Raw genomic sequence first — 22,929 nt, forward strand, 5'->3', positions numbered from 1 at the left:
TTGAGCTGGTGCAGTTTAACGATAAGTAAGTTGCCAATTTACCATTTGTTGATACGTTTGCTCTTGTTTAAGTTCACTTTCCATTAATGGATGATTCGCTAACCAGTTTTCTTCAAAGTGAAGATCTAATTCATTTATATGATTTGTTTTCACTTTAACTTTGGGCAGTACTTCATCTTTACGACGCATTGTTAAAATAACAGCTAAGCGTAAAATTCGAGTTAACTGTCCTGCAAGGACAGGGCTGGTCATGGTTTGCTGGTTAATTCGATTAATTGCAATATCTTCTCGATAATTGCGAACCATTGAGATAAGTAACTTGCGCTGAGCTAAACTAAACCCTGGAATAGCGGTGTTGGACAATATATAAGCACCATGTTTACTGGCAAATTTAAAGTCAACCGTTAATCCAACCTCATGCAACACGGCCGCAGCCTCTAAAATAGCGCGGCTTTCATGCTGCTCAAGCGACCAAGGAGCGTATAGCTGCTCATATAAATTAAGTGCCATCGCTTTAACCCTTAAAGCTTGCTCTTGGTCTAAGTGGTAACGCTGAACAAAACTGGTTAGGGTTCGCTGGCGTATATCTTGGTTTTGTAAGCAAGGAATCATACCGTAAACAATACCTTCGCGTAATGCGCCGCCTGCTACCACCATATAATCAATATGAAACGCTTTGAATAATGCGATCAAAATAGCTAAGCCACTCACAAAAACGAGTCGTCTTTCTTCTAATAATCCGGGTAAAATTAACTTGTCGATATGACCGCAATCTATACAGGCTTGGCGGAGACTTAATAATTTATCAAGCGTAATCATTTCGTTCTGGCCTTGGCCAATCAAGATCTCTTGAATGGCTTGAGGTGTACCCGATGCCCCTAAACAAGCTTGCCAGCCAAATGCCATGTAAGGTTGTATTTTTCCGTTTAATTCACTTTGTGCGGCAGCACTTGCTAGTTCAAATCCGCGTAGCGTAATAGCACCATCGACAAAAAATTGATTACGGAAGGTCACGCAGCCCATATTTAAACTATTAACGACTTTAGGTTCAAAGCGCTCACCGGCAACGATTTCAGTACTGGCACCCCCTATATCAATCACTAACTTAGTTTTTGAGGTCCCTGAAGTATGGGCAACACCTACATAAATAAGCTTGGCTTCTTCTTCACCACTAATAATATCAATGCGATGCCCGAGAATGCTTTCGGCTGTATCTAAAAAAGTTTGTCTGTTTTGCGCGAGTCTAAGCGCTGCGGTGCCAACAATACGGACATTTTGCGGGGGAATATCTTGCAGGCGCTCTGCAAATAAAGATAAACAGTCCCAGCCGCGTAACATAGCGGCTTGGTCAAGTTCACCATTTTGCTGTAGCCCGGAAGCCAATCTCACTTTACGTTTTATTTTTCCTATGGTTTGTACGCTACCTTCAACTGAACGTACGATTAACATATGAAAACTATTTGAGCCTAAATCTATGGCTGCATAAATCGGATAATTTTGCTCTGGCATTTAGGCTTGGCTTCCTTCTTTTAACTATTGTCGGTGGCCTCTATTATGGTGCGGTTTGCGATTGACTTGTTGTCGACCGCGTTGCATTTTGCGTCTAGGTGATATTTTTGGTGGCGTCACATCATCAAGCAAAGCACTGGCATCATAATTACTCACTGGAATACTATGATCTATATATTCTTCAATTGCAGGTAAATTGTAAACATACTTTTCACAAGCTAAGCTAATTGCATGTCCAAATTCGCCAGCACGACCTGTACGACCAATACGATGAACATAATCTTCACAATCATCTGGTAAATCAAAATTAAATACATGAGTCACAGATGGAATATGTAAGCCACGAGCCGCAACATCTGTTGCTACTAAAATATCTAAGTGTCCGTTAGTAAAGTTGTCTAAGATACTCAGGCGTTTCTTTTGCGGAACATCACCAGTTAATAAGCCAACTCTGTGCCCGTCTGCTTTTAACCACTGAAAAACCTTGTCGCAGTCATGTTTGGTATTTGAAAATACAATCGCTTTATCTGGCCATTCTTCTTCCATTAAGGTTAACAAAAGCATCATTTTATGCTCATTGGCAGGATAAAATAATTCTTCTGAAATACGATTGTTAGTCATTTCTTCGGGGGCAATATGAACATGAGTAGGGCTGTCCATGTGTTCATATGCTAATTCTTGCACTCGCATTGATAAAGTAGCAGAGAATAATAAATTAAGTCTTTTTGAAGGTTCAGGCATGCGTCTGAACAACAATCTAATGTCATTGATAAAACCTAAATCGAACATACGATCAGCTTCATCTAAGACCACAGCTTCAATTTTGCTTAGATTAATTAGACCTTGCTTATAGTAATCTATAATACGTCCAGTGGTGCCTATCACGATATCTGGGCTGGCTTCTAATTGCTTAGTTTGGCTCTCATAACCATCGCCGCCATAGATTAAAGCTAGTTTTAAACCTGTATGTTTTGCAAGCAGTGCAGCATCTTTATGAATTTGCACAACCAACTCACGAGTCGGCGCTAAAATAATCGCTCTAACTTGGTTGGCAGGCCTGTCAGCTGGGACTTCTTGCTTTAATAGTTGATTGAATATTGCCACCAAAAAAGCCATGGTTTTACCTGTGCCAGTTTGTGCTTGACCGGCTACATCTTGACCATTTAATGCCAAAGGTAAGCTTTGAGCTTGGATGGGGGTGCATTGTTTATAGTTAGCTTCAGCTAACGCTTGTTGAACCTTTTCATGCATCGAAAGTGATGCAAATTCAACTTCAGATAAGTGTGTTTGTATTGTCATAGTGCCTCAAGCATATCAGTTTAAGCTTGCAAAAAGAATCTGAATCGATTAAAAAACCACTTTGTTTTATTTCCATCGGCAAATGCCGTCATAATTCTGGAGAACTCAATGAGCTCAGAAGCAATTTTAACATTATCCGACGCAAGCTTTGAAACAGATGTAATTAACTCTGAAAAGCCAGTCTTAGTCGATTTTTGGGCAGAGTGGTGTGGCCCTTGTAAAATGATAGCCCCTATTTTGGACGAAGTCGCAACTGAATACCAAGATAAAGTAGTAGTTGGTAAATTAAATATTGACCAAAATAACGCATCACCAGCTAAATATGGTGTACGCGGTATTCCTACTTTATTATTATTTAAAGGTGGAAGTGTAGCAGCAACTAAAGTTGGTGCTTTGTCTAAAACTCAATTAAAACAATGGTTAGACGAAAGTTTATAAGTTGTAATTGAGACACTTTTAAAAGAAGCTCAAAAAAAGAGCTTCTTTTTTCTGGATCTATTCAACGTTAAGTGCTAACTTAACTTCCAGACGTTTTGGGAATAGTCCCAACAACTTTCCGAAAACTCCATTTAATTTTAATCAAATCACTTATGTACTTGTACAGTTTCAGCCAGTCTCTGAGATAAAGAACCCACCAATATGAATTTAACGGAACTCAAAAACAAACCAATTAACGAACTTGTCCAACTTGCAGAGTCAATGGGACTCGACAATATGGCTCGTTTACGTAAACAAGATATCATTTTTGCAATTTTAAAAAGGCACGCTAAAAGTGGCGAAGACATTTTTGGCGATGGTGTACTAGAAATCCTGCAAGATGGTTTTGGTTTCTTACGCTCTGCTGATTCGTCGTTTTTGGCGGGACCTGATGACATTTATGTCTCACCTTCACAAATTCGTCGTTTTAATTTACGCACAGGTGACTCAATAGCCGGTAAAATTCGTCCACCAAAAGAAGGCGAACGTTACTTTGCGCTATTAAAAATTAACCAAGTTAATTTTGATAAGCCTGAAAACTCGCGCAACAAAATTTTATTTGAAAATTTAACTCCGCTACATGCTAACGAAAGACTTAGAATGGAGCGCGGTAATGGCAGCACAGAAGATATAACCGCACGTGTTTTAGATTTAGCCTCACCTATAGGTAAAGGCCAGCGTGGCTTAGTAGTAGCACCGCCAAAAGCCGGTAAAACGATGCTATTACAAAACATAGCGCAAGCCATTAGTGCGAACCATCCAGATTGTTTGTTAATGGTATTATTGATTGATGAACGTCCGGAAGAAGTAACCGAAATGCAGCGATTGGTCAATGGTGAAGTGGTTGCGTCAACGTTTGATGAACCAGCCAGCCGCCACGTTCAAGTTGCTGAGATGGTCATTGAAAAAGCAAAACGTTTAGTTGAACACAAAAAAGATGTGGTTATCTTACTTGACTCAATTACCCGTTTAGCACGTGCTTACAACACAGTTATCCCATCGTCAGGTAAAGTATTAACAGGTGGTGTTGATGCACATGCACTACATAAACCAAAGCGTTTCTTTGGCGCTGCGCGTAATGTAGAAGAGGGCGGCAGCTTAACCATTATCGCTACTGCGCTTATTGATACCGGCTCTAAAATGGATGAAGTTATCTATGAAGAGTTTAAAGGTACGGGCAACATGGAAATTCACTTAAACCGTAAAATTGCGGAAAAACGTGTATTCCCAGCGCTAGACTTTAACCGTTCTGGTACACGCCGAGAAGAGCTATTAACTAGCCAAGATGAATTACAAAAAATGTGGATCTTACGCCGCATTGTTCATGAAATGTCAGAAGTTGATGCGATGGAATTTTTAATTGATAAATTGTCGATGACAAAAACCAATAATGAATTCTTTGATGCAATGAGACGTCAAAAGTAAATTAAGCTCAACTTGACACTTATTAAATAAAGCGATTATTACTCTTTGGAGATAATCGCTTTATTTTTAATCAGTTAAGCGAAAAATATCAAAAAAAGCTGGAATCTTCCAAGATAATCGATAGAATCAGCTTTAGTTAACTTAATCGAGTTAACACCCTACGCGCCCGTAGCTCAGCTGGATAGAGTAGGTGGCTTCGAACCACTTGGTCGGGAGTTCGAATCTCTCCGGGCGCGCCATTTCTTTTTTATACCTTGTTGATTTTAAAAGCTTTAAAGCTGTTTTCTTATTTGGCCTAACTTCCCAATTCCAACCTTATTAAGTCTGTAGTAAATTAATGTAAGCGCCTTCCGCAAATCAATCTTTTGGAATGTATAATTAATCCGTGATATTAATGCGATTTTTCAGCGTGAATATATTTGCTGAAATAAACAAGTCGAAAGTACAGTTAATAGTCATGTTTAATTTAAAAGACTTCCCTAAATCAAATACCCCATAACCATAGAAACCCTTACTTTGGTGGCACATACTCGTCAGTAGGAGGGGAGAGTTAAATGCTAGTCAATTGAATACATCGCCGCAACTGCGCAAACAAAACCAGATTTAAACCATTACTGGTATTAGCTATTGAAGGTTGTAATGCATCTGATGCAACTGCAGAGATTTGCAGCTTACTAGCGAAACCTTAAACTTTTTAAAAACGGTAAGTTAGCGTATTAAAAACGCTGTTGTGCAGGCGGGCCTGATAAAATTTAAATATTAACGCGCAAGCATCTATGTATCGAGTTATTTTTTAGATAGATTGGTTAAATTAACAGTTTTTTTGATGCGAGTTTATGCCTGCCAGTCCGTTTAATTACGAATTTTTAGATTACCTCAAAGAGCAAAGTTTAGCTTTAAAGTTGCTGCGTTCTCCAAATTTTCCGCTGATCGGTAGTTTTTTACATCAAGCTTTTTTAAGTAAAAACCGGCGCAGCATTGCCTATCAAGAATTAGTGACTTTGCTGGATTATCATTTAGCGGATATTGCTGAAACTTACGGTGCAGACAAATACCCAAAATCAGCGAAAGCTTATATTGACGATTGGGTGAATGTAAAAGGTGGGTATTTACGTAAATTTTTACCGTTACAAGCAGATGAACCTGAATGTGATTTATTACCTGATGTTGAAAAAGCACTGCGTTGGCTGGAAGACATGCAAGGTAAAAGTTTTGTTGGTACTGAATCCAGATTGCAAATGTTGCTCAGCTTAATCACTGATTTAGTGCAGGGTACAACCGAAGATAGCGACGTTAAGTTAGCATCACTTGAAGCTCAAAAAGCGCAATTAGAACAGCAAATAGAAGCCGTTAAACTTGGTATGGACACAGGATATTCTGATACTCAAATTCGGGAAAAGGTTTATTTGCTGGCAGATATGTCCCGTCATTTATTAGGTGATTTTCGTCAGGTTGAAGCGAACTTTAGAGTGCTGGATAAAGATACCCGTAAAAAAATCACCGCCACCGGTCAACATAAAGGTCAGGTTTTAGATACTGTATTTGGTGATCAGGATTTAATTGATGGCTCAGATGAAGGTAAGTCATTTAGCGCATTTTTTGAATTACTGATGCGGCCTGATATGCGTGAGAATATGCGTGACGATTTAAAGTCGTTATTTGAATTACCTGAGAGTCGGGCTGTTTTACTGCAAGATGAACTGTTGCAGCATTTATATACTTATTTGCTTGAAGCTGGCGCGCAAGTCAACACAACCAAACAGCAAATTAACCAGCAGCTCAGACGTTACGTTCAGGAGCAATCTCAAGATAACAAACGTATATTAGAGCTTATCCGCGAATTTGAAAACAAAACACATCAACTCGAGACAGAGCCAGAGCAGCGCTTCACTTCAATTGATAGCTTTAGCGCGAATATATCTAAACTGTTCAGCCGATCCTTATAGCAGCCTAAACAACAGGAAAATTTGAATACAGACATACCTGACGTAGAAGAAGCGCCAGATGTTGATCTTAGTCGACTGTTTGATATAAGCCGAATTGATGAGCAGCTATTACAGCGCCAGATTCAAACTTGCTTACAAGACACACAAGGGCAAGTTACGTTAGCGGATGTGGTTAGTCGTTATCCGGTTGAATTTGGGCTGGATGAAATTTTAACTTACGTTAAATTAGCATGCGAACAAGATCAGATAGCCACCATAGATGAATCCAGTTCACAAATGATTAACTGGCGCGGCGAAGCTGGTAATAAGCAAGTTAAGTTACCCAAGAACAAGCCGTTCAAACCTCAACGCAGCAGAGTGAACAAATCAAGGATGAGCTACAAGCACTTAAACAACGTAAATCTAATATTAATATAAAGCAGCTTAATGTACGCGCCTATATCTGTCAGCAATTAGATATTGATGAATCCGAGCTGCCATTTGTTGGGGAATTATTACAAGTTAAATCACAACAAACTAAGTGGCAGGGCGCAATAGAGCGCGTTTTACATAATTTTGCTTTAAGTTTAATGGTGCCCGATCATCTATATGCAGATGTTTGTGACTTTATTGAAAATACGCATTTGGGCGCTCGGGTAGTTTATTATCGTATCAAACAACGACAAAACTATTTTCCGATTTCACCTGAGTCTGATTCTTTATTGAGTAAGGTTGAGATAAAACCTGATTCAGAACATTACCAATGGTTGCAAAGCCAGCTTCAACAAAGGTTTGATTATAGCTGTTGTGAGCATTTAGATGATTTTAGGCGCAGTGAAAAAGCGCTTAGTTTGCAGGGGCAGATTAAAAGTGGACGCTTTCGCCATGAAAAAGATGACAGGCATAACATTCAGGATAAAAGCCGTTACGTCTTGGGGTGGAGTAACCGAGAGAAAATCGACTTACTGAGTGCTCGGTTAGATAACCTTGAGCAACAACAAAAAGCACTAAAAACAGAGCTTTCACAATTTAAAAACGAGAAAGACCGACTGATTAGCCAAAGCCGAAATGCGCTTAATTTAGCCGACTTTAATTTTACATTTAGCCAAATAAACTGGCCATATTACAGCGATAAAGTGGCTCAATTGCAGCTTGAAAAGCAAACTTTGGAATCTGCCTCAGATGTACTTAAAAACCTTCAACAGGCGCTGCAAGAACATCAACAAAAGTTTAAGGATAATGAAGCGGCATTAAATCGCCATTATTCAGAAAAAGGCGCAACAGAAACTGAAATTGCGTCTGATGAAAATTCGCTGAATGAAAACAAAAGCTTGTTTGAATCATTACCTGAAACCGCGCGCACTGATACCTTTGTTAGCTTAGATGCTATTTATAAACAGCATATTAAACCGACGCAAATAAGGGTTAACATGCTGCATAACTTATCAATTCAGCTGAGAAGCAAAGTGAATGAAAATATCAGCAACCTTGAAGCTAAACGTACACGAAAACTGAATCAAATGATAAGTGCGATGGGGGAATTCGCCAGTGCATTTCCGAATGAGGTGACTGAACTGGATAAAAGTGCTGAAGCTTTGCCTGAATATCAACAATTGCTGAAACAGCTTACTGATGAAGATTTTCCTCGCCATGAAGGGCGTTTTAAAGAAATGCTTAACCGGGATACCATACGTGCCATGGCACTGTTTCGCAGCCACCTCGACAGGCAAGATGAAAGCATTGCTGCCCGTATTCGATTAATCAATCAGTCATTACACGAACTAGACTATCAAGCCGGTACCTACATTGAAATTGACAGTATTAGTTCTGCCGATGTGGATATTCGTGATTTTAAAGTCAGACTCAAACAATGTGTCGAGCTTAGCACTGACGATAATTTGTATTCAGAAGAAAAATTTGAGCGGGTCAAAGATTTAATTGAGCAAATGCGCAACCAGCCAAAATGGACTGAAAAAGTAGTGGATGTACGCTACTGGTATTTATTTAATGTGGTTGAACGGTACCGGGAAGATAATAGCGAAAAAGAATGTTATTCCGATTCCGGCGGCAAGTCTGGTGGGCAAAAAGAAAAACTGGCTTACTCTATTTTGGCGGCGGCCATTTTGCTGCAATATGGATTGCTCGACAACGCCAAGCGCCGTTTTAATTTGGTGGTGATTGATGAAGCTTTTGCCCGCGGCTCAAAAGACAGTACCCGTTTTGGACTTGAGCTGTTTGAAAAACTGGGCTTGCAACTGATATTGGTTACCCCGATGCAAAAATTGGATGTTATTGAAAATTACGTTCAAAATGTCCACTTTGTAGACCAAAAAAATAATCGCTCTATGTTGCTTAATATGACCATTGATGCTTACCGAGAAAAACTGGAACAGAATAAAAAATTACAACAATACGCCAGAATGCTTGAGCTACAATGAAATTAGCCGATCCCAAAACCATCAAAGCTAAGCTGCAACGATCTCTTGGCATCAATTTAAGTTTCATCAGGATTGGCTAGCTGGAGAGTTGAGCTTTCCAGTTCAGGTTAAGTTATCAAAGGTCACAGATAAAGATTTGCTATATCACTGGGACGAATTTGTGCATTGGCAACAGCAAATGCAAACCTTTGATGAATATCCGGGTTTTACATTGGTTAAACAAATCAACCAGTTTGCTAAAATGGGCAAACAAAATATTCCGGTGATGATTCAAATAGACAATATTGAATCGCTGGCTCGTTATTTGGGGCAATTTCAAGCTTGGCAAGGCTTTTTACGCAGTATTGAAAAGATAACACAAGAATTGCCGGGGCTAGCGAGTTGGCTACCCGGGAACGCTCGGTATATTGTTGAATATATGCAGGTTTGGGATAAATTGATTCGGGTATGCCAATATTTTTTAAATCATCCTAACCCCAACTGTTATATTCGCCAACTCGATATTGAAGGGGTAGATACTAAATTTATTGAAAGCCATAAACGAATTTTAAAGAACTTATTTGATCACCTGCTGCCTGCCAGTGCAATTAACGCAAATTTTGATAAATTAGCAGAGCACGGATTTGAAAAGCGTTTTGGTTTGCTGTTTGATGCACCTGTTATTCGTTTTCGAGTATTAGATCCTTTGCTTGCCGACGACTTAGCGGGGTTGACTGATTTAAGTTTACCAATTGCGCAATTTGCACAATTGAATTTGCTCATTGATAAAGTATTTATCACAGAAAATAAAATCAGTGGATTGGCTTTTCCGCCCGTTAATAACGCTATCTGTGTTTTTGGTTTAGGCTATGGCGTGCAATTATTAAAAGAAGTAAGTTGGTTAAATCAGGTCGCTATTTATTATTGGGGTGACATAGACACTCATGGTTTTGCGATTTTATCTCAGCTAAGAGGTTACTTTCCTAAAGTAAAATCTATGCTAATGGATGAAGCAACTTTGCTTGCTTGTAAACCTGTTTGGGGGAAAGAGCCTGAAAGCAAAGTGCATGCGGCTCAGCAGCTATCAAATTTAACTCAAGCTGAACACTTACTGTATTCAAACCTTAAAACTCATTATTGGCAAGCTAACTTACGATTGGAGCAGGAACAAATTCCGTTTCATTTGCTCCAAAGTGCCGTTTAGTATTTTGAATCAAGCATTTCTCACTTTGTTAAAATAACTTACCTTAACCTTAGCCCGTTTCACAGAGCAGATCCCCATAACGGTAAATGCCATCATGGCGATTTATAAATCAAAAATGAGCCAAAACGCAATGGAAGCAGTATTAATTGATGATATGTTGATATTAATATTTTGCGTCGGTTAAAGAGGATAAAGGATAAATAAAATGAAAAGCGTGCTTGTGATCTTGAGTTCATTATTGCTATTAGGCTGCACCAAAGCTGGCATCACCATAGCGAATTTACCTGCCAAATTAAGTAGTCATACCATTGTTAAAAATCAGGCTTATGGCGAACAAAACCAGCAAAAGTTAGATATTTTTATTCCGGAACAAATAGAAGGTGATATTACCGAGTCACGCCCTGTGGTTGTTTTCTTTTACGGAGGACGCTGGACTGACGGCAGCAAAGAAATGTATGCTTTTATTGGACAAAAACTGGCGAATCAAGGGTATATTGCTGTAATTGCGGATTACCGAAAATATCCAAACGTAAAATTTCCTACCTTTGTTGAAGATGGCGCTAAAGCTATTGCTTGGACTTATCGTCATATTAGTCAATACGGTGGCGACCCAAAGCAGCTTTTTGTATCAGGCCATTCATCGGGCGCACATATAGGGGCATTAATTACCGCTGATGAGTCTTATTTAGGTGCTGAAAATTTAAGCCCTAATATTATCAGTGCATTTGCTGGCTTAGCTGGACCTTATGATTTTGTACCCAAAGCGCCTGATTTAAAAGATATGTTTGGGCCACCAGAGAATTTTAAAAATATGGTTGTTAGTCATTTTATTGATGGTACAGAACCACCTATGTTATTAATGTGGGGCGATGAAGACGAAGCCGTGTGGCGCAGAAATATTGATTTATTAACGGAAAAAATTCTTAAGAAGCAAGGCAGAGTAAAACGCATTATTTATCCAGATGTTGATCATGTCGGTATTATTTCGGGGTTAACTTGGTTTTTACCTAAAAAAGCCCCCGTAATAAATGACATTAATGCGTTTTTTAAACAATATAAAAAGCCGAAAAGTTCAGCCTGAATTTAAGGCTTAGCCAAAATGATAGAGCGTGCTTCGCTTGGCATTCTGCCTGTTTCCATTACCGTTAATAAATGAGTTAACGCTGGGCTAATTACGTTATTTTTCTCTGTAAAGTAGTGATGACCTTTTAAATCAAAAAAATTATTAAAATTATCGCAATCGACCTCATAAACATTTTTTGGAACTTTGTCTAAACGTTCAAGCCCTGTCATACCAAGGCGCCTCGAAACTGATTTACATTTTAAATTAGCAAGCTTGCTGGCCGGCATGGCTAAATCATCATTAGCAAAATAAACCACTAAGTTACGAGCGCATTGCGGTAATACTGCCGCGCTTTCACCTGGCTCTAAGCACTGGTTAACCACATCGGGTGCCATCATAAATATATTTCTGAACAATAAGGGCGCTGCACCTCTGTGATCATGTTTTGCCCAACTGGCAAACGCATTTCTAAGCACTCGGTTGCCCATGGAGTGCGCTAAAATATTAACCCGCCGAGTACAAGGATTTACTTTTTTGGCTTCACTGGCTCGCCAAATGTCAAATTTACTGAGCACTCGTGCAAATGCCAACCCGCTGGCATCAGCTGCTTTTTGATCGTCCCAGTAATCATCTAAAAAAGCGACAAAGCAATCGTCGTCACAAGGCCAAATTAATGGCACAACCAGTGCGAAATGTTCACCTTTTAGCTGGTTAATTAAAGTTTGTAATTTTTCAGCATCAGGGAATATATCTTCTTCTGGGGTGTTATTAAAACCGTGAATATATAATAATATTTGCATATTTTTACTGAGCTTTTTAAGCCTTTCAAAAAATGCCGGACTGCCTATTTCGGTATATTTACTTGGGTGTTCGCGTTCACAAAAAAACATATCCAAAGTGGGACGTGTGGTTTGTTTGCTAAACGAAATATTACGATTTTTTTTACTTCGGTTGGATTCTCTGGGGGTTCTATTCGTTGCAAATAACATGGCTATTTTCCTCATTGAAAAACCATAATTACCTAACACATTAACCGCTGAGACGTCATAGGAGTGATTTTGGATATAAACTAAAAATGATAACGGCACTGTTGCAGCCAAATTGACTTAGTCAAGGTTAAATATGGTTTAACGCTTTAACCTTGATTAAGTATAGTCGACTGTCATACTGTTAGCTGGCCGCAACAAATTTATTTTTTATTGATGATTCTTGAAAGTTTTCTAGCATAAGATCATTTTTACCAAGTAAGGCTTTGCGTTTTTCTGCTTCAACTCGTTGTTTTTGGGCGTCTTCAATTAATGCTTGTTTTTGTTCTTCAAGTGATTTTAATTGCCCTTGTTTTTGTTCTGCACTTAAGCTTGTGTTGTTATTCACGGCTTTTATTTTTTCATCAATTTTATCTATTTTTTCTCTGTCGATACCCATTTGGGCATCCAGCAATAATTGGATAATAGTTTGTGTCGATTCTTCGTTTGTTTGGGTTGCACTTTGCTTGGATGCATTGTCTTGGGTATTTTCAAGATAATGATTATGGTTGTTCTCGTCATCCTGATCAGCTAAATAAACAGCGGCGTTATTGGCCTGTTCATTAGCTTGCTGGGTTTGCTTATTGATATTGGATTCAAAGCATGCATAAAAATCTTTTAGCATTAAATTATGCTCTGTCCAACCTTCTTGGTTCACTCTAAAATCTAAAGTGCCTTGCAAATACTCAAACAATTTATCAATATTTTGGGCATTCCATTGCTCTTTTGGTGGTAGCGCAGGTTTTGGCTCGGCGCCATTAATATTAAATCCATAAATGGCAGTATGCATGGTTAGTTGCAGTGTCATTTTTTCCATTTCGGGCATGCCTTCGGTTGATTCCTCCCAAGCACGTTTAACTGATTCAGGGGCATTAACTGGCGGAAACACTATGTTTCGGGCCGTTCCTACTTCGACTATGCCATCATTATTGAGATCTACTTTATTACTGTTATCAGGCTGTTTAAGTAAGTTGCTTGCCCCTTCTTCTGATAGTTGGCTAATGTTTATTTTTTGCGCTAACGAATTCGCTTTTTGTACTAGCTTTAATTCTTCAGGCGTTAAGCTTTGTAGCTTTTCATGTGCTGATTGCTCGGCGCTATTAGTTTTACTTAACAGCCCAGAAAATTGATTTATTTCAGATTGAGATAAGTCTCTTTTTTGCAGTAAGTTTACTGACTGCTGAGTAAGTTGAATATTTGAAATCATCCTTTTTCCTTTTTGCGTTTGTGGTTATTGCCGCTTATATTGAATTAACGGCAAGCTTTTGCCAGTTTATCTATTAGCTGCCTTAGCTCGGTTAGTAGAGCAAATTGTCTGCCAGTTGTTGAACGCTTTGTCATAAATCCGCCATCCAACTGGGCTAGGCTAGTGTTATAACTTAAATGCACATTTGAGGTTTATGCTAATTAAGCGAATAAGTCGACGAGTTTATGCCCAACTTTGTCGGGTTTGGCGTTTTCATTACCGAGCAGCAATCCCTAAAACAGTTGAGGTTAAGCTAGAAAAAATTAACCCTGTAGCTCAAATTGAACCCGAATATTTGTCATTTTCACTTGATACCTCAGTACTGGTTGGCGGTTATTGGTGGGAAGGCAGTCAAGGCGTTAAAAAAGGTTTAGGGACGTTACGCGTTTCGCCAATTGATTTAACGGCTAAAAAATTAAACCGACTCGTAAAAGCTTTAGGACCATCATACCTGCGGGTGGGCGGATCTGAAGCCGACAAAATTCACTATTTTTCTCGGCCAGCTCAACAACCTGATGCGTTAGTATTAACTACGGAAATGTGGGATCACTTGCATCAATTTGTTCAACAAAATCAACTAAAACTCATCTTTACATTTAAATATGGTTTATTTGAACGTAGCCAACATGGCAACTGGCAAGGCTCTGAAATTAAAGCTTTATTAGATTATTCAACTCAGCAAGGTTACCAAATAGAGGTTTGCGAACTCGGTAATGAGCTTAATGCTTATTGGGCTTTTCATGGTTTTCGTGCCCAGCCAAGCGGGCAAAATTTAGCGCTAGATTATGCAGCTTTTGCGACTTTAGTTAAGGGATATTTTCCTAATATAAAGGTAATGGGCCCGGGTAGTGCTTATTGGCCAAAACTGGGTGAATCGTTAAAACCTTTGCCTAATTTAAGTCAGCAATTTTTGGCAAATTTAAGTTTTAAACTGGATATTTTAAGTTGGCATTATTACCCATTTCAAAGTACCCGCTCACCTGTTAGAACCCGCACAGCGACGTTACGCGCATTACTGTCGCCTAAATCATTTAAAGATTTTCAGCAATACACTGATAAACTAAATACTTGGCGTGATACGTATCAGCCTCAAGCTGAACTTTGGACAGGTGAAACTGGATCAGCTCAATGTGGCGGCCAACCTGAATTATCGGATCGTTTTGTATCTTGTTTTTGGTGGGCTGAACAGTTAGGGCGAGGGGCGGTATCAGGTCATAAAGTGATGATTCGACAAAGTTTAATTGGCGGCGATTATGGTTTAATTAGCCGTGTAACGCTTAAACCCAGACCTGACTACTGGGTCAGTTGGCTATGGAATCAATTAATGGGAGAGCAGGTATTTGAAATTTCTAGTTCAGATTCGCGAATTCGAGCTTATTGTCATCAAACACCGGATAAATCAGGTAAATCGAAAACGCTATTATTGATTAACTTGGCCAGCTTAAGAGTTGATATTAACTTAACTGGATTTGGTAAAATACAGCAAGCTTATGCACTCACAGCAAAAAAAATTGATGCGAAAAAGGTGATGATAAATGGTCAAATAGTGAAATTTAAAAAAGGAAACATTGCATTGAACGACTTTCCCCAGCTTCCTTTAGAACCAAGTCTTGCACCTTTTAGTATTAACTTTTGGCTGGTTGAGTCAATTGAATGAACTTGTCGATAAGTATTGCTAGTAGGTGTGGCTATACTTAATAAAAATAAGGCTGAATTATAGATAGTGATTGAATGGCTGATTTGATTATTATCTATATTAGGCTGCAAAGAGCGTTTCTTATGATGATTAAAATCACAACTTTTATACTGGCCATTATAGTCAGTTATCATTCAGTGGCTAAGCCTATTGTGATTGCACACCGCGGTGCGTCGGGCTATTTGCCAGAGCATACTTTGCCTGCTTTAACTTATGCTTATGCGGCTGGTGCTGATTATATTGAGCAAGATTTAGTGCTATCTAAAGATAATCATTTAGTTGTTTTACATGATATTTATTTAGATACAGTCACTAACGTGGCTCAGGTTTTTCCGAGCCGGAAAAGACAAAATGGTCGATACTATGTAATTGATTTTACCTTGGCAGAATTAAAACAGCTAACTGTACATGAAAGGCAACACATAGATAATACCCAAGTTTTTAGTAATCGATATCAAGGGCATGCGGCATTTAAAATATCAACATTTGCTGAGCAAATTGAGCTTATTACTCAGCTAAACCGTCAGACGGGTAAAAACGTAGGTTTATATCCAGAGATCAAATCACCTGCATGGCATCAAAACCAAGGAAAAGATATTTCTAAAATGCTGGTTAAGGTATTACGCCAGCACAATTTAGACAGTACGAAGGCTGCGGTTTATGTACAATGTTTTGATTTTAACGAAATACGCCGACTAAAGCAGGAGCTACAATTAAAAGCCAAACTGGTTTTTTTGATAGGCGAAAATAGCTGGAATGAATCTGATACCGATTATAATTTTATGCGAACAGAAAAAGGACTTAAAAAAATAGCGAAAGTGACCCCGTTTATTGGTCCACGGATAACACATTTAATTAATTTTAAAACAAGTCAGCCGAGCCAGTTTGCTAAAGTAGCCAAAAATTTAGGTTTTAAAATTCATCCATATACTTACCGAGTTGAGTTGCTCCCCACCGGAATATCACAAGACAAATTATTTAATTTATTAGTTCATCAGCTTGAAATTAATGGCTTATTTACTGATTTTACTGACCACTTTGTGGATTATTTAAAGCAAAACTAAAGGTTATTTAACACTAAGCGGCTAATAATTAAGGCAAGGGATTAGCGAGTAACAAAAGCTGAGTATTATTACTCAGCTTTTTTTAACGTTTACAGTTGATAACTGACTGAAAACCTAACTTGTCTAGGTTCAAACACATGATAGTGAATATCTTCTACTGCTGTATTTTCTCCGGCCAGTTTTGATTCATATAAATAATCAATATCATGATCCTGACTGTCGGTTAGGTTTAATATATCTGCGACAAATGTCCATTTATCATAAGCGTAACCCGCTCGTAAATTCATAATTGAACTGCTGCCAGAATAAACTGATGCGTCTTCGTTTAGTGGACGCTCGCCAAAGTGTCGCAAACGCACGCTGCCAAATAAACCATTATCAAATTTAGCATTTAAACCGGCTTGTAAAACATGCTCAATAGCACCAGGAATATGATTTCCTTCAGGTGCATTTTGTGAAAATTCAGCATCCGTGTAAGCATACTCAAAGTCAGCGCTCAATTGTTCTGAAAAATAATAGTAAGTGGTGATCTCTAGCCCTTTTCTTTCAGAGCCTCGGCTCGCTTCGGTATTACCGGCATCACCCACAAATAAAAGCTCGCTGTCTAATTCCAGTGACCAAAGCGCCACTGAGGTATTTAATTTTTCAGTAATAAAACCCCGTAAACCGGCTTCGTAGCCAAACGAGCGCACTAAAGGATCAACTTGTGAAACCGCACTGGCATCACTTGGATCAACCTGAATCGTAGTGCCACGCGCATCATTTGAATGAAAGCCTTGTCCGGCTGATAAATAGGTTTCCCAGTCATCTGATAAGGTGTAAATCAAACTACCTTTAAACGAGGCCAAGCTATCATCTTGCTCACCACTATTTGCTGATAAATCGACACCGTTTTGGTTGGTTCCGGCTAAATCTTTCACTTCAAAATCATAATAATCAGCACGGGCACCAAAAACAGAGCGTAAATTATCACTCCAGCTAATACGGTTTTCCCAGTACACCGCCGTACTTAGCTCTTTTACTGCGTCTTTGCGTACTACGCCTAATCGATTGCGTTGTTGAGTGTGGTATAAGCCAACTTCGTCGATATCATCGTATCTGATCTCAGCGCCAATTTTATTGCTCATATCTAGCCCTGCAATTTTACTGTGCTCAATAAAATGAAGTTGACCACCAAAAATATTTCGTTTGTCTACTTGCTCAAACTGATCACCGTTATCCTCATCTTCTAAAAAGTAAGTAAAATTTGACCAGAGTTTCATATCGTACTGGATTGCATAAGCACTCGCGTGCCAGTGTTTATTTTGCCAGTCTACATTTAAACTATAGCGGCTGGATTCACCGCCTAGTGAGTTATCCAGCGAGCCTAACTCACTAATTAAATCTTGTTCAACCGCGCGAGAGGGAATTTGGTCTGCACTGTTCCAGCTGTTATCGTAACCCATAAAACTAAAACTGAGTTGTCCGTCAGCCAAAGGTTGGGCATATTTAACTAACAAGTTAGTTTTGCTTAAATCTTCATCTATATCAGACCAAGGCCCTTCGTTTTCATTGTATTCAACGGCTGCTAAAATATGGCCATTGGCAAGTTCTGAGCTATCCATTGCAAGCAGTCTAAGGAAGTTGTTTTCACCTAAAGTAATTTCAGCTTCTCCATTATCGACTTGGCTAGATGTAAACATTTGAGCGCTACCAGCCCCGCTAAAGTCACCTACATCGGCGTAATAACCGCCTTTTTTATAGCTGAGTTTTTCAATGGTTTCCGGAATAATAAAATTTAAATCTGTATAACCTTGACCATGCCCGTGGGTTCGCATATTAATCGGCATACCGTCGATAGACGTAGAAAAATCGGTACCATGATCTAAGTTAAACCCACGTAAAAAATATTGATTTGCTTTGCCGGTTCCGCTGTGTTGAGTTACCACCATGCCGGGCACAAACTCAAGTACATCGCCGGTTCTTAACATAGGTCTAAGTTCAATTTCTTGTTTACCGACAATCCCTTGTGACGCAGATATAGCTTCGCCAATTAGGTTCATTTTTCGGCCTTCTATTTCAATCACTTCTTTTTCTGGTACATCAGCAAAAGCGGGAGCTGTAAGCGTACTTAATAAAATCACTGAGAGCTTTTTCATTTTTAATTCCTTTATAAGTGATATAATTTGCAGATTGACTCGTATTAGTTTCATTATCTAACAGGATTTAAAAACCGATAAGGGCTAGGTTTTATGAAAAATTTGGGTAAGGGGCTCAGTCAGTGGTTTGGCAATCGTCGCCAACAAACACAGGTGCCAACCTTAGGCGCACGCGAAATCGAAGTTTTACAAATATTATGGCAACAGGGTGAGTTGTCGGCTCAACAAGTATTAGATTATATTGAAACTGAAAAGATTAGTTTGAGTACTATGCAAAGCACACTTGAACGTTTGCACCGTAAAACTTTATTAAACCGTAAAAAATCAGGCCGTTATTTTTTATACACTGCAAGCGTGTCGCAAAGCTCAATTATTAGCAGTTTATTACAAGATATAGCCAGTCAAATAAGCGATGGTGATATGGCACCTATGATTTCTGGTTTTATGGAATTTGTGGCTGGCGAATCTCCCGAGTCATTAAAGCAGGTTCAGCAAAGTTTAAGTGCTGAGAATAAGCCTAAAGGAAAATAATTTGTTGTTTTTGATCGCCAGTATTTTATTTGTTTGGGTTACTTTTTTTGTTTTTAATAGTTTGGTCTTTAGCTTTTTTTACGGCTTTTTTAATCAATCTATCCAATATTTACCCGTTAACCAAAGGCTGAGACTACGTTTATTTTATGGGTTACTGCCGGTGGTTATTTCCAGCTTGGCATTGTTTTTATTTACCCAACCTGAATTGATAAAAAACTGGGTGGTAGGGCATTGTCACGACAATGTTTGTGCTCCGCATTGGCTACATATTGATGCTCATCAAATTGAAAGCGTTACGCTTATTTCCCTCTCTTTATTATTTATTAGTCTTTTTTTAACGCTAATCTTAAGGCAAGTTAAAGTAAGTAAGCGCTACCTTTCGGTGTTGAATAAGTTATCAATTAAACAAACAGAGCGCTTGGATTCTGTGTCTGACAATGTGCTGTATCAACAATCTTTAGTATATCGGTTGGTAGAAAGTGACAAGGCATTAGCTTGGTGTGCTGGATTATTTAATCCTCAAATTTATGTTTCTCGCTTGCTTGTAGAGCAGCTATCGCCTGAGGAATTAAATATGGTCTTAATGCACGAATACGCCCATGCTATTCGGCATGATAATTTACGAAAATGGCTGATCTATTGGGCAAGTTGGTGCTGGCCCAAACAAGGTAAAGTTCGGTTAAAGCAAGATTATTTACATGATACAGAGCTTGCCTGTGATTTACTTGCCGTGACTAAAAGTGGACAAGTAAACCACCTAGCCACAGCGATTGAACAATCGGTTAAGTTAGCCAGTGGACATTGCCAAAATACAAGCAATGCGAACCAAACGCAAACTAGCCGGATTTCAGATTTACAACGAGAAAACCGGTTAATTCAGTCTTGCGATGCTGGTAAAAGCATTTGGGCTTTATTTAAAGTGCTAATATTTTCAACGTTAATATTACTGGTACTATTGTACTTTGGTCACCCTTTTTTAGAGTGGATTTCTAATTAACTTTTCCAGTGAATTTTTTCTGGTTATGTTCGAAATACTGACTAGCAGAGTAGTTTACTTTTTTATGTAATAGCAAGGTCGAAACCATAGTTGGAATCGCCATAATCGCATACATACCGATAATTAAATTATTGATTATGTCTAGCGAGGCCACAGCACCGACGATAATGAGTATAATGTAACTTAGGCTATAAAATTTTAACCATTTATGGCCGAATAAAAATGCAAAACATTTAGTGCCGTAATACCAAAAAGTCACCATAGTACTAAAAGCCAGCGGCAGTACCATAATTAATAACAATATAGGCCCTAGGCTTTCTCCAAAAACGTTCGAAAAAGCATTTGCTGTTAAGCTAACGCCTTTGATCCCATCGGCCTCTTGCCACACACCCGTAACTAAAATAACGAGTGCCGTGCAGGTGCAAACAATTAAGGTATCAACAATCGGACCTAGTGTTGCAACTAACCCTTCGCGGATAGGTTCTCGGGTTTTAGCTGCCCCGTGCGCTAATGATTCTGTACCTATCCCAGCCTCATTTGAAAATGCCCCTCGGCTGATTCCGGTTGCTATCACCGTGCCTAATGCACCGCCCGCAATAGCCTCGCCGCTAAATGCATCGCTAATAATACTCATAAAAGCGGCGGGTACTTGCTGCCAAAAATAAGCAATCACAATAAAGGTTAATGCTAGATAAAACACCACCATAGCCGGTACAATTTTTTCGGCAAATTTGGCAATACGCTGAATTCGTCCCGCAATAACAACCCCAGCGGCAACAGCCAAAACCAAGCCTAAACTTAAATCAAACAAAAATGAATTATCTTCATTTGCCCACCCCCATGGTTCGGCAAATGCGGTTCTTAAAAGCTGAACCGTTTGATTTGATTGAAATGAAGGTAGTAACCCCAATAACGCCGCGATTGCAAATAATGAAGCGAGTGGTCGCCATTTTTTACTTAAGCCTTCACGAATGACATACATGGGGCCGCCTTGTAATTCACCATTTGAGTCATAACCACGGTACATAATTGACAAAGATGCGGTATAAAACTTTGTAGCAACGGCCACAATGGCGGTTACCCACATCCAAAATATAGCGCCGGGTCCGCCTGTAGAAATTGCAATAGCAACACCGGCAATATTGCCTAGCCCTAATGTGCCAGAAAGAGCAGTGGATAATGCCTGACTGTGCGAAACTTGGCCGGGATCATCTGGGTTATCGTATTTTCCCCGTAGTAAATCTATGCTGTGTTGCAGATAGCGATATGGTCTAGCGCGAGAAGTGATTAGCAGAAAAAGCCCGCCACCAACCAGTAATATGAGCAAGGGCGTGCCCCATACAAAAGTAACAAAAGCAGCAAGTGCTGCATCAATACTTGAAAGCAAAGACATAAGGTTAAACCTTTTTAATTATTTAGAGGGTACTGAATGTTCGTATTTATTCGTATTTTTTGAGTTTTGACAGCTAAAACCTAACAGTTTTTAATGGATAAATAAATCAGCTGTTTTGGTTGAGTCAAATTTAAGCTAATATTTTTACGACTGTTTTTGCTATTATGATAAGAATTAAAACAGTTTGAAATAAAACATATTTAAGTATTTCTTAGTTTGTCATTTGCAGATTATTAACTCAGGAGTGGCTTTGTTTGCTTAACCGGATTTGGCTTGGATTCATTTTATCTGCATTTATATATGCAAGCTTTAATGCTTTGGTAATGGGCGATAGCGATGTTTATGCGCGCATGATTCAAAGCTTATTTGATATGGCTAAATTAAGTGTTGAGATAGCGGTTGGTTTGATAGGCTTGCTCGCATTTTGGCTAGGCATTAGCAAAGTAGCAGAAAAGGCAGGCCTCATTGATAAACTCGCTCATTTAATGTCACCTGTGTTTCGGGTACTGATGCCGGGTATTCCTGAAAATAGTCCAGCACAAGGTCATATTTCGATGAATCTAGCCGCCAATATGATGGGGTTAGATAATGCAGCTACACCACTCGGTTTAAAGGCTATGCAAAGCTTGCAAGCTCATAACCTAAACAAAGATACTGCCAGCGATGCGCAAATTATGTTTCTGGTACTTAATACATCATCGGTCACTATTTTTCCTGTTACCGTTTTTATGTATCGGGCGCAAGCTGGGGCTGCAACCGCTACTGATGTTTTTTTACCTATTTTATTCGCTACACTCTGCTCAACTATTGCGGGCATTATTGCGGTAGCCAGCATTCAAAAACTGCCGTTATTTAAGCTTAAACCGCTGGCCATCTTTGGTGTTATATTTGCGCTATTTGCCGCGGGCGTCAGTTATTTATTAACTATGAGTGCGGAACAACTTGCAAAGATTTCATCCTTTTGGGCTAATTTTTTATTAATAAGTTTTATTTGTTTGGTATTAGCCATTGCAGCGATTAAAAAGGTTGAAGCCTATCAGGAGTTTGTAGAAGGCGCGAAAGAAGGTTTTGGTGTAGCAGTTCAAATAATTCCTTATTTATTGGCCATGCTGGTGGCGATAGCTGCGGTAAGAGCCAGTGGAATGCTGGATGGGTTATTAACTGCAATTCGCTTTCTTGTACAGAGTTTGGGTTTTGACACCCGGTTTGTAGATGCGCTACCAACGGGATTTTTAAAGCCCCTATCTGGCAGTGGCGCCCGCGCTATGATGGTTGAAACCATGAATACTCATGGCGCAGACTCTTTTGCCGGAAGACTTGCCAGCATTATGCAGGGCTCAACTGAAACTACATTTTATGTGTTGGCAGTTTATTTTGGCAGCGTTAGCATTAAATATACCCGCTATGCAATTAGCTGTGGGTTAATTGCAGATGCCGCAGGCCTCACCGCCGCGATTGTGGTTTGTTACTGGTTTTTTGGTTAGTTTGATTAAAAAAATAGGCAAGCAAAGGTACAAACT

General features: G+C 39.1%; 16 protein-coding genes, 1 tRNA gene and 1 pseudogene. 12 read left to right on the top strand and 6 right to left on the bottom strand.

Annotation, left to right across the window (positions count from 1 at the left end):
• Positions 1 to 15: 15 nt before the first annotated feature.
• Together gppA and rhlB are read right to left on the bottom strand one after the other, a co-directional pair.
• Complete coding sequence (gene gppA, locus OLW01_RS00815) at positions 16 to 1,509, bottom strand: guanosine-5'-triphosphate,3'-diphosphate diphosphatase (protein ID WP_268074694.1); 1,494 nt, start codon at positions 1,507 to 1,509, stop codon at positions 16 to 18.
• A 24-nt stretch (positions 1,510 to 1,533) separates the two neighbouring features.
• Positions 1,534 to 2,808, bottom strand: coding sequence for an ATP-dependent RNA helicase RhlB (rhlB, locus tag OLW01_RS00820; protein WP_268074695.1), 1,275 nt, complete (start codon positions 2,806 to 2,808; stop codon positions 1,534 to 1,536).
• 108 nt (positions 2,809 to 2,916) lie between these two features.
• Between rhlB and trxA the strand changes: the two genes are divergently transcribed.
• From trxA to OLW01_RS00855, 7 genes and pseudogenes are all read left to right on the top strand, one after another.
• Positions 2,917 to 3,246: a thioredoxin TrxA gene (gene trxA, locus OLW01_RS00825; protein WP_262792608.1), complete on the top strand. Its 330-nt coding sequence runs from the start codon at positions 2,917 to 2,919 to the stop codon at positions 3,244 to 3,246.
• A gap of 201 nt (positions 3,247 to 3,447) precedes the next feature.
• Positions 3,448 to 4,710, top strand: coding sequence for a transcription termination factor Rho (gene rho, locus OLW01_RS00830; RefSeq protein ID WP_268074697.1), 1,263 nt, complete (start codon positions 3,448 to 3,450; stop codon positions 4,708 to 4,710).
• Between the two features lie 162 nt (positions 4,711 to 4,872).
• Positions 4,873 to 4,949: transfer RNA gene (locus OLW01_RS00835), tRNA-Arg, on the top strand.
• A 597-nt stretch (positions 4,950 to 5,546) separates the two neighbouring features.
• Positions 5,547 to 7,073 (top strand): annotated as a pseudogene (locus tag OLW01_RS00840) (DUF3375 domain-containing protein).
• 152 nt (positions 7,074 to 7,225) lie between these two features.
• Positions 7,226 to 9,073 carry an ATP-binding protein gene (locus OLW01_RS00845; protein ID WP_268074699.1) on the top strand — a complete coding sequence of 616 codons (1,848 nt, stop codon included), beginning with the start codon at positions 7,226 to 7,228 and terminating at the stop codon, positions 9,071 to 9,073.
• Between the two features lie 40 nt (positions 9,074 to 9,113).
• Entirely contained in the window at positions 9,114 to 10,256 is a 1,143-nt protein-coding gene (locus OLW01_RS00850; RefSeq protein WP_268076120.1) for a Wadjet anti-phage system protein JetD domain-containing protein, read from the top strand.
• 205 nt (positions 10,257 to 10,461) lie between these two features.
• A complete protein-coding gene (locus OLW01_RS00855) occupies positions 10,462 to 11,337 on the top strand; it encodes an alpha/beta hydrolase (RefSeq protein ID WP_268074701.1) in 876 nt (291 codons plus the stop codon).
• A gap of 2 nt (positions 11,338 to 11,339) precedes the next feature.
• Here the strand turns inward: OLW01_RS00855 and OLW01_RS00860 are convergent, their stop codons facing one another.
• Both OLW01_RS00860 and OLW01_RS00865 read right to left on the bottom strand, forming a co-directional pair.
• Entirely contained in the window at positions 11,340 to 12,308 is a 969-nt protein-coding gene (locus OLW01_RS00860) for an alpha/beta hydrolase (protein ID WP_268074703.1), read from the bottom strand.
• Positions 12,309 to 12,489: 181 nt separating this feature from the next.
• Positions 12,490 to 13,551: a hypothetical protein gene (locus OLW01_RS00865; protein ID WP_268074705.1), complete on the bottom strand. Its 1,062-nt coding sequence runs from the start codon at positions 13,549 to 13,551 to the stop codon at positions 12,490 to 12,492.
• 193 nt (positions 13,552 to 13,744) lie between these two features.
• On the opposite strand from OLW01_RS00865, the gene OLW01_RS00870 reads away from it, so the two are divergent.
• Positions 13,745 to 15,247, top strand: a complete 1,503-nt coding sequence (locus tag OLW01_RS00870; protein WP_268074707.1) for a glycosyl hydrolase family 79 N-terminal domain-containing protein — start codon at positions 13,745 to 13,747, stop codon at positions 15,245 to 15,247.
• Between the two features lie 122 nt (positions 15,248 to 15,369).
• On the top strand, positions 15,370 to 16,350 hold the full coding sequence (glpQ, locus tag OLW01_RS00875; RefSeq protein ID WP_268074709.1) for a glycerophosphodiester phosphodiesterase: 981 nt from the start codon (positions 15,370 to 15,372) through the stop codon (positions 16,348 to 16,350).
• 89 nt (positions 16,351 to 16,439) lie between these two features.
• On the opposite strand, the gene OLW01_RS00880 is transcribed toward glpQ, so the two are convergent.
• Complete coding sequence (locus OLW01_RS00880) at positions 16,440 to 18,488, bottom strand: TonB-dependent receptor (RefSeq protein WP_268074711.1); 2,049 nt, start codon at positions 18,486 to 18,488, stop codon at positions 16,440 to 16,442.
• 93 nt (positions 18,489 to 18,581) lie between these two features.
• Here OLW01_RS00880 and OLW01_RS00885 point away from each other — a divergent pair, with 93 nt between their 5' ends.
• Positions 18,582 to 19,019 (top strand): BlaI/MecI/CopY family transcriptional regulator, encoded by a 438-nt coding sequence (locus OLW01_RS00885; RefSeq protein WP_268074713.1) that lies wholly within the window; start codon positions 18,582 to 18,584, stop codon positions 19,017 to 19,019.
• A gap of 1 nt (position 19,020) precedes the next feature.
• Positions 19,021 to 20,016: a M56 family metallopeptidase gene (locus tag OLW01_RS00890; RefSeq protein WP_268074714.1), complete on the top strand. Its 996-nt coding sequence runs from the start codon at positions 19,021 to 19,023 to the stop codon at positions 20,014 to 20,016.
• Here OLW01_RS00890 and OLW01_RS00895 read toward each other — a convergent pair.
• The gene (locus tag OLW01_RS00895; protein ID WP_268074716.1) at positions 20,009 to 21,409 is read right to left on the bottom strand and encodes an alanine/glycine:cation symporter family protein; all 1,401 of its coding nucleotides are present in this window, start codon (positions 21,407 to 21,409) and stop codon (positions 20,009 to 20,011) included. The genes OLW01_RS00890 and OLW01_RS00895 overlap by 8 nt on opposite strands.
• Positions 21,410 to 21,663: 254 nt before the next feature.
• On the opposite strand from OLW01_RS00895, the gene OLW01_RS00900 reads away from it, so the two are divergent.
• Positions 21,664 to 22,893: a nucleoside recognition domain-containing protein gene (locus tag OLW01_RS00900; RefSeq protein ID WP_268074718.1), complete on the top strand. Its 1,230-nt coding sequence runs from the start codon at positions 21,664 to 21,666 to the stop codon at positions 22,891 to 22,893.
• Positions 22,894 to 22,929: the final 36 nt, after the last annotated feature.

Source organism: Catenovulum adriaticum (assembly GCF_026725475.1).
GTDB classification, from domain to species: domain Bacteria; phylum Pseudomonadota; class Gammaproteobacteria; order Enterobacterales; family Alteromonadaceae; genus Catenovulum; species Catenovulum adriaticum.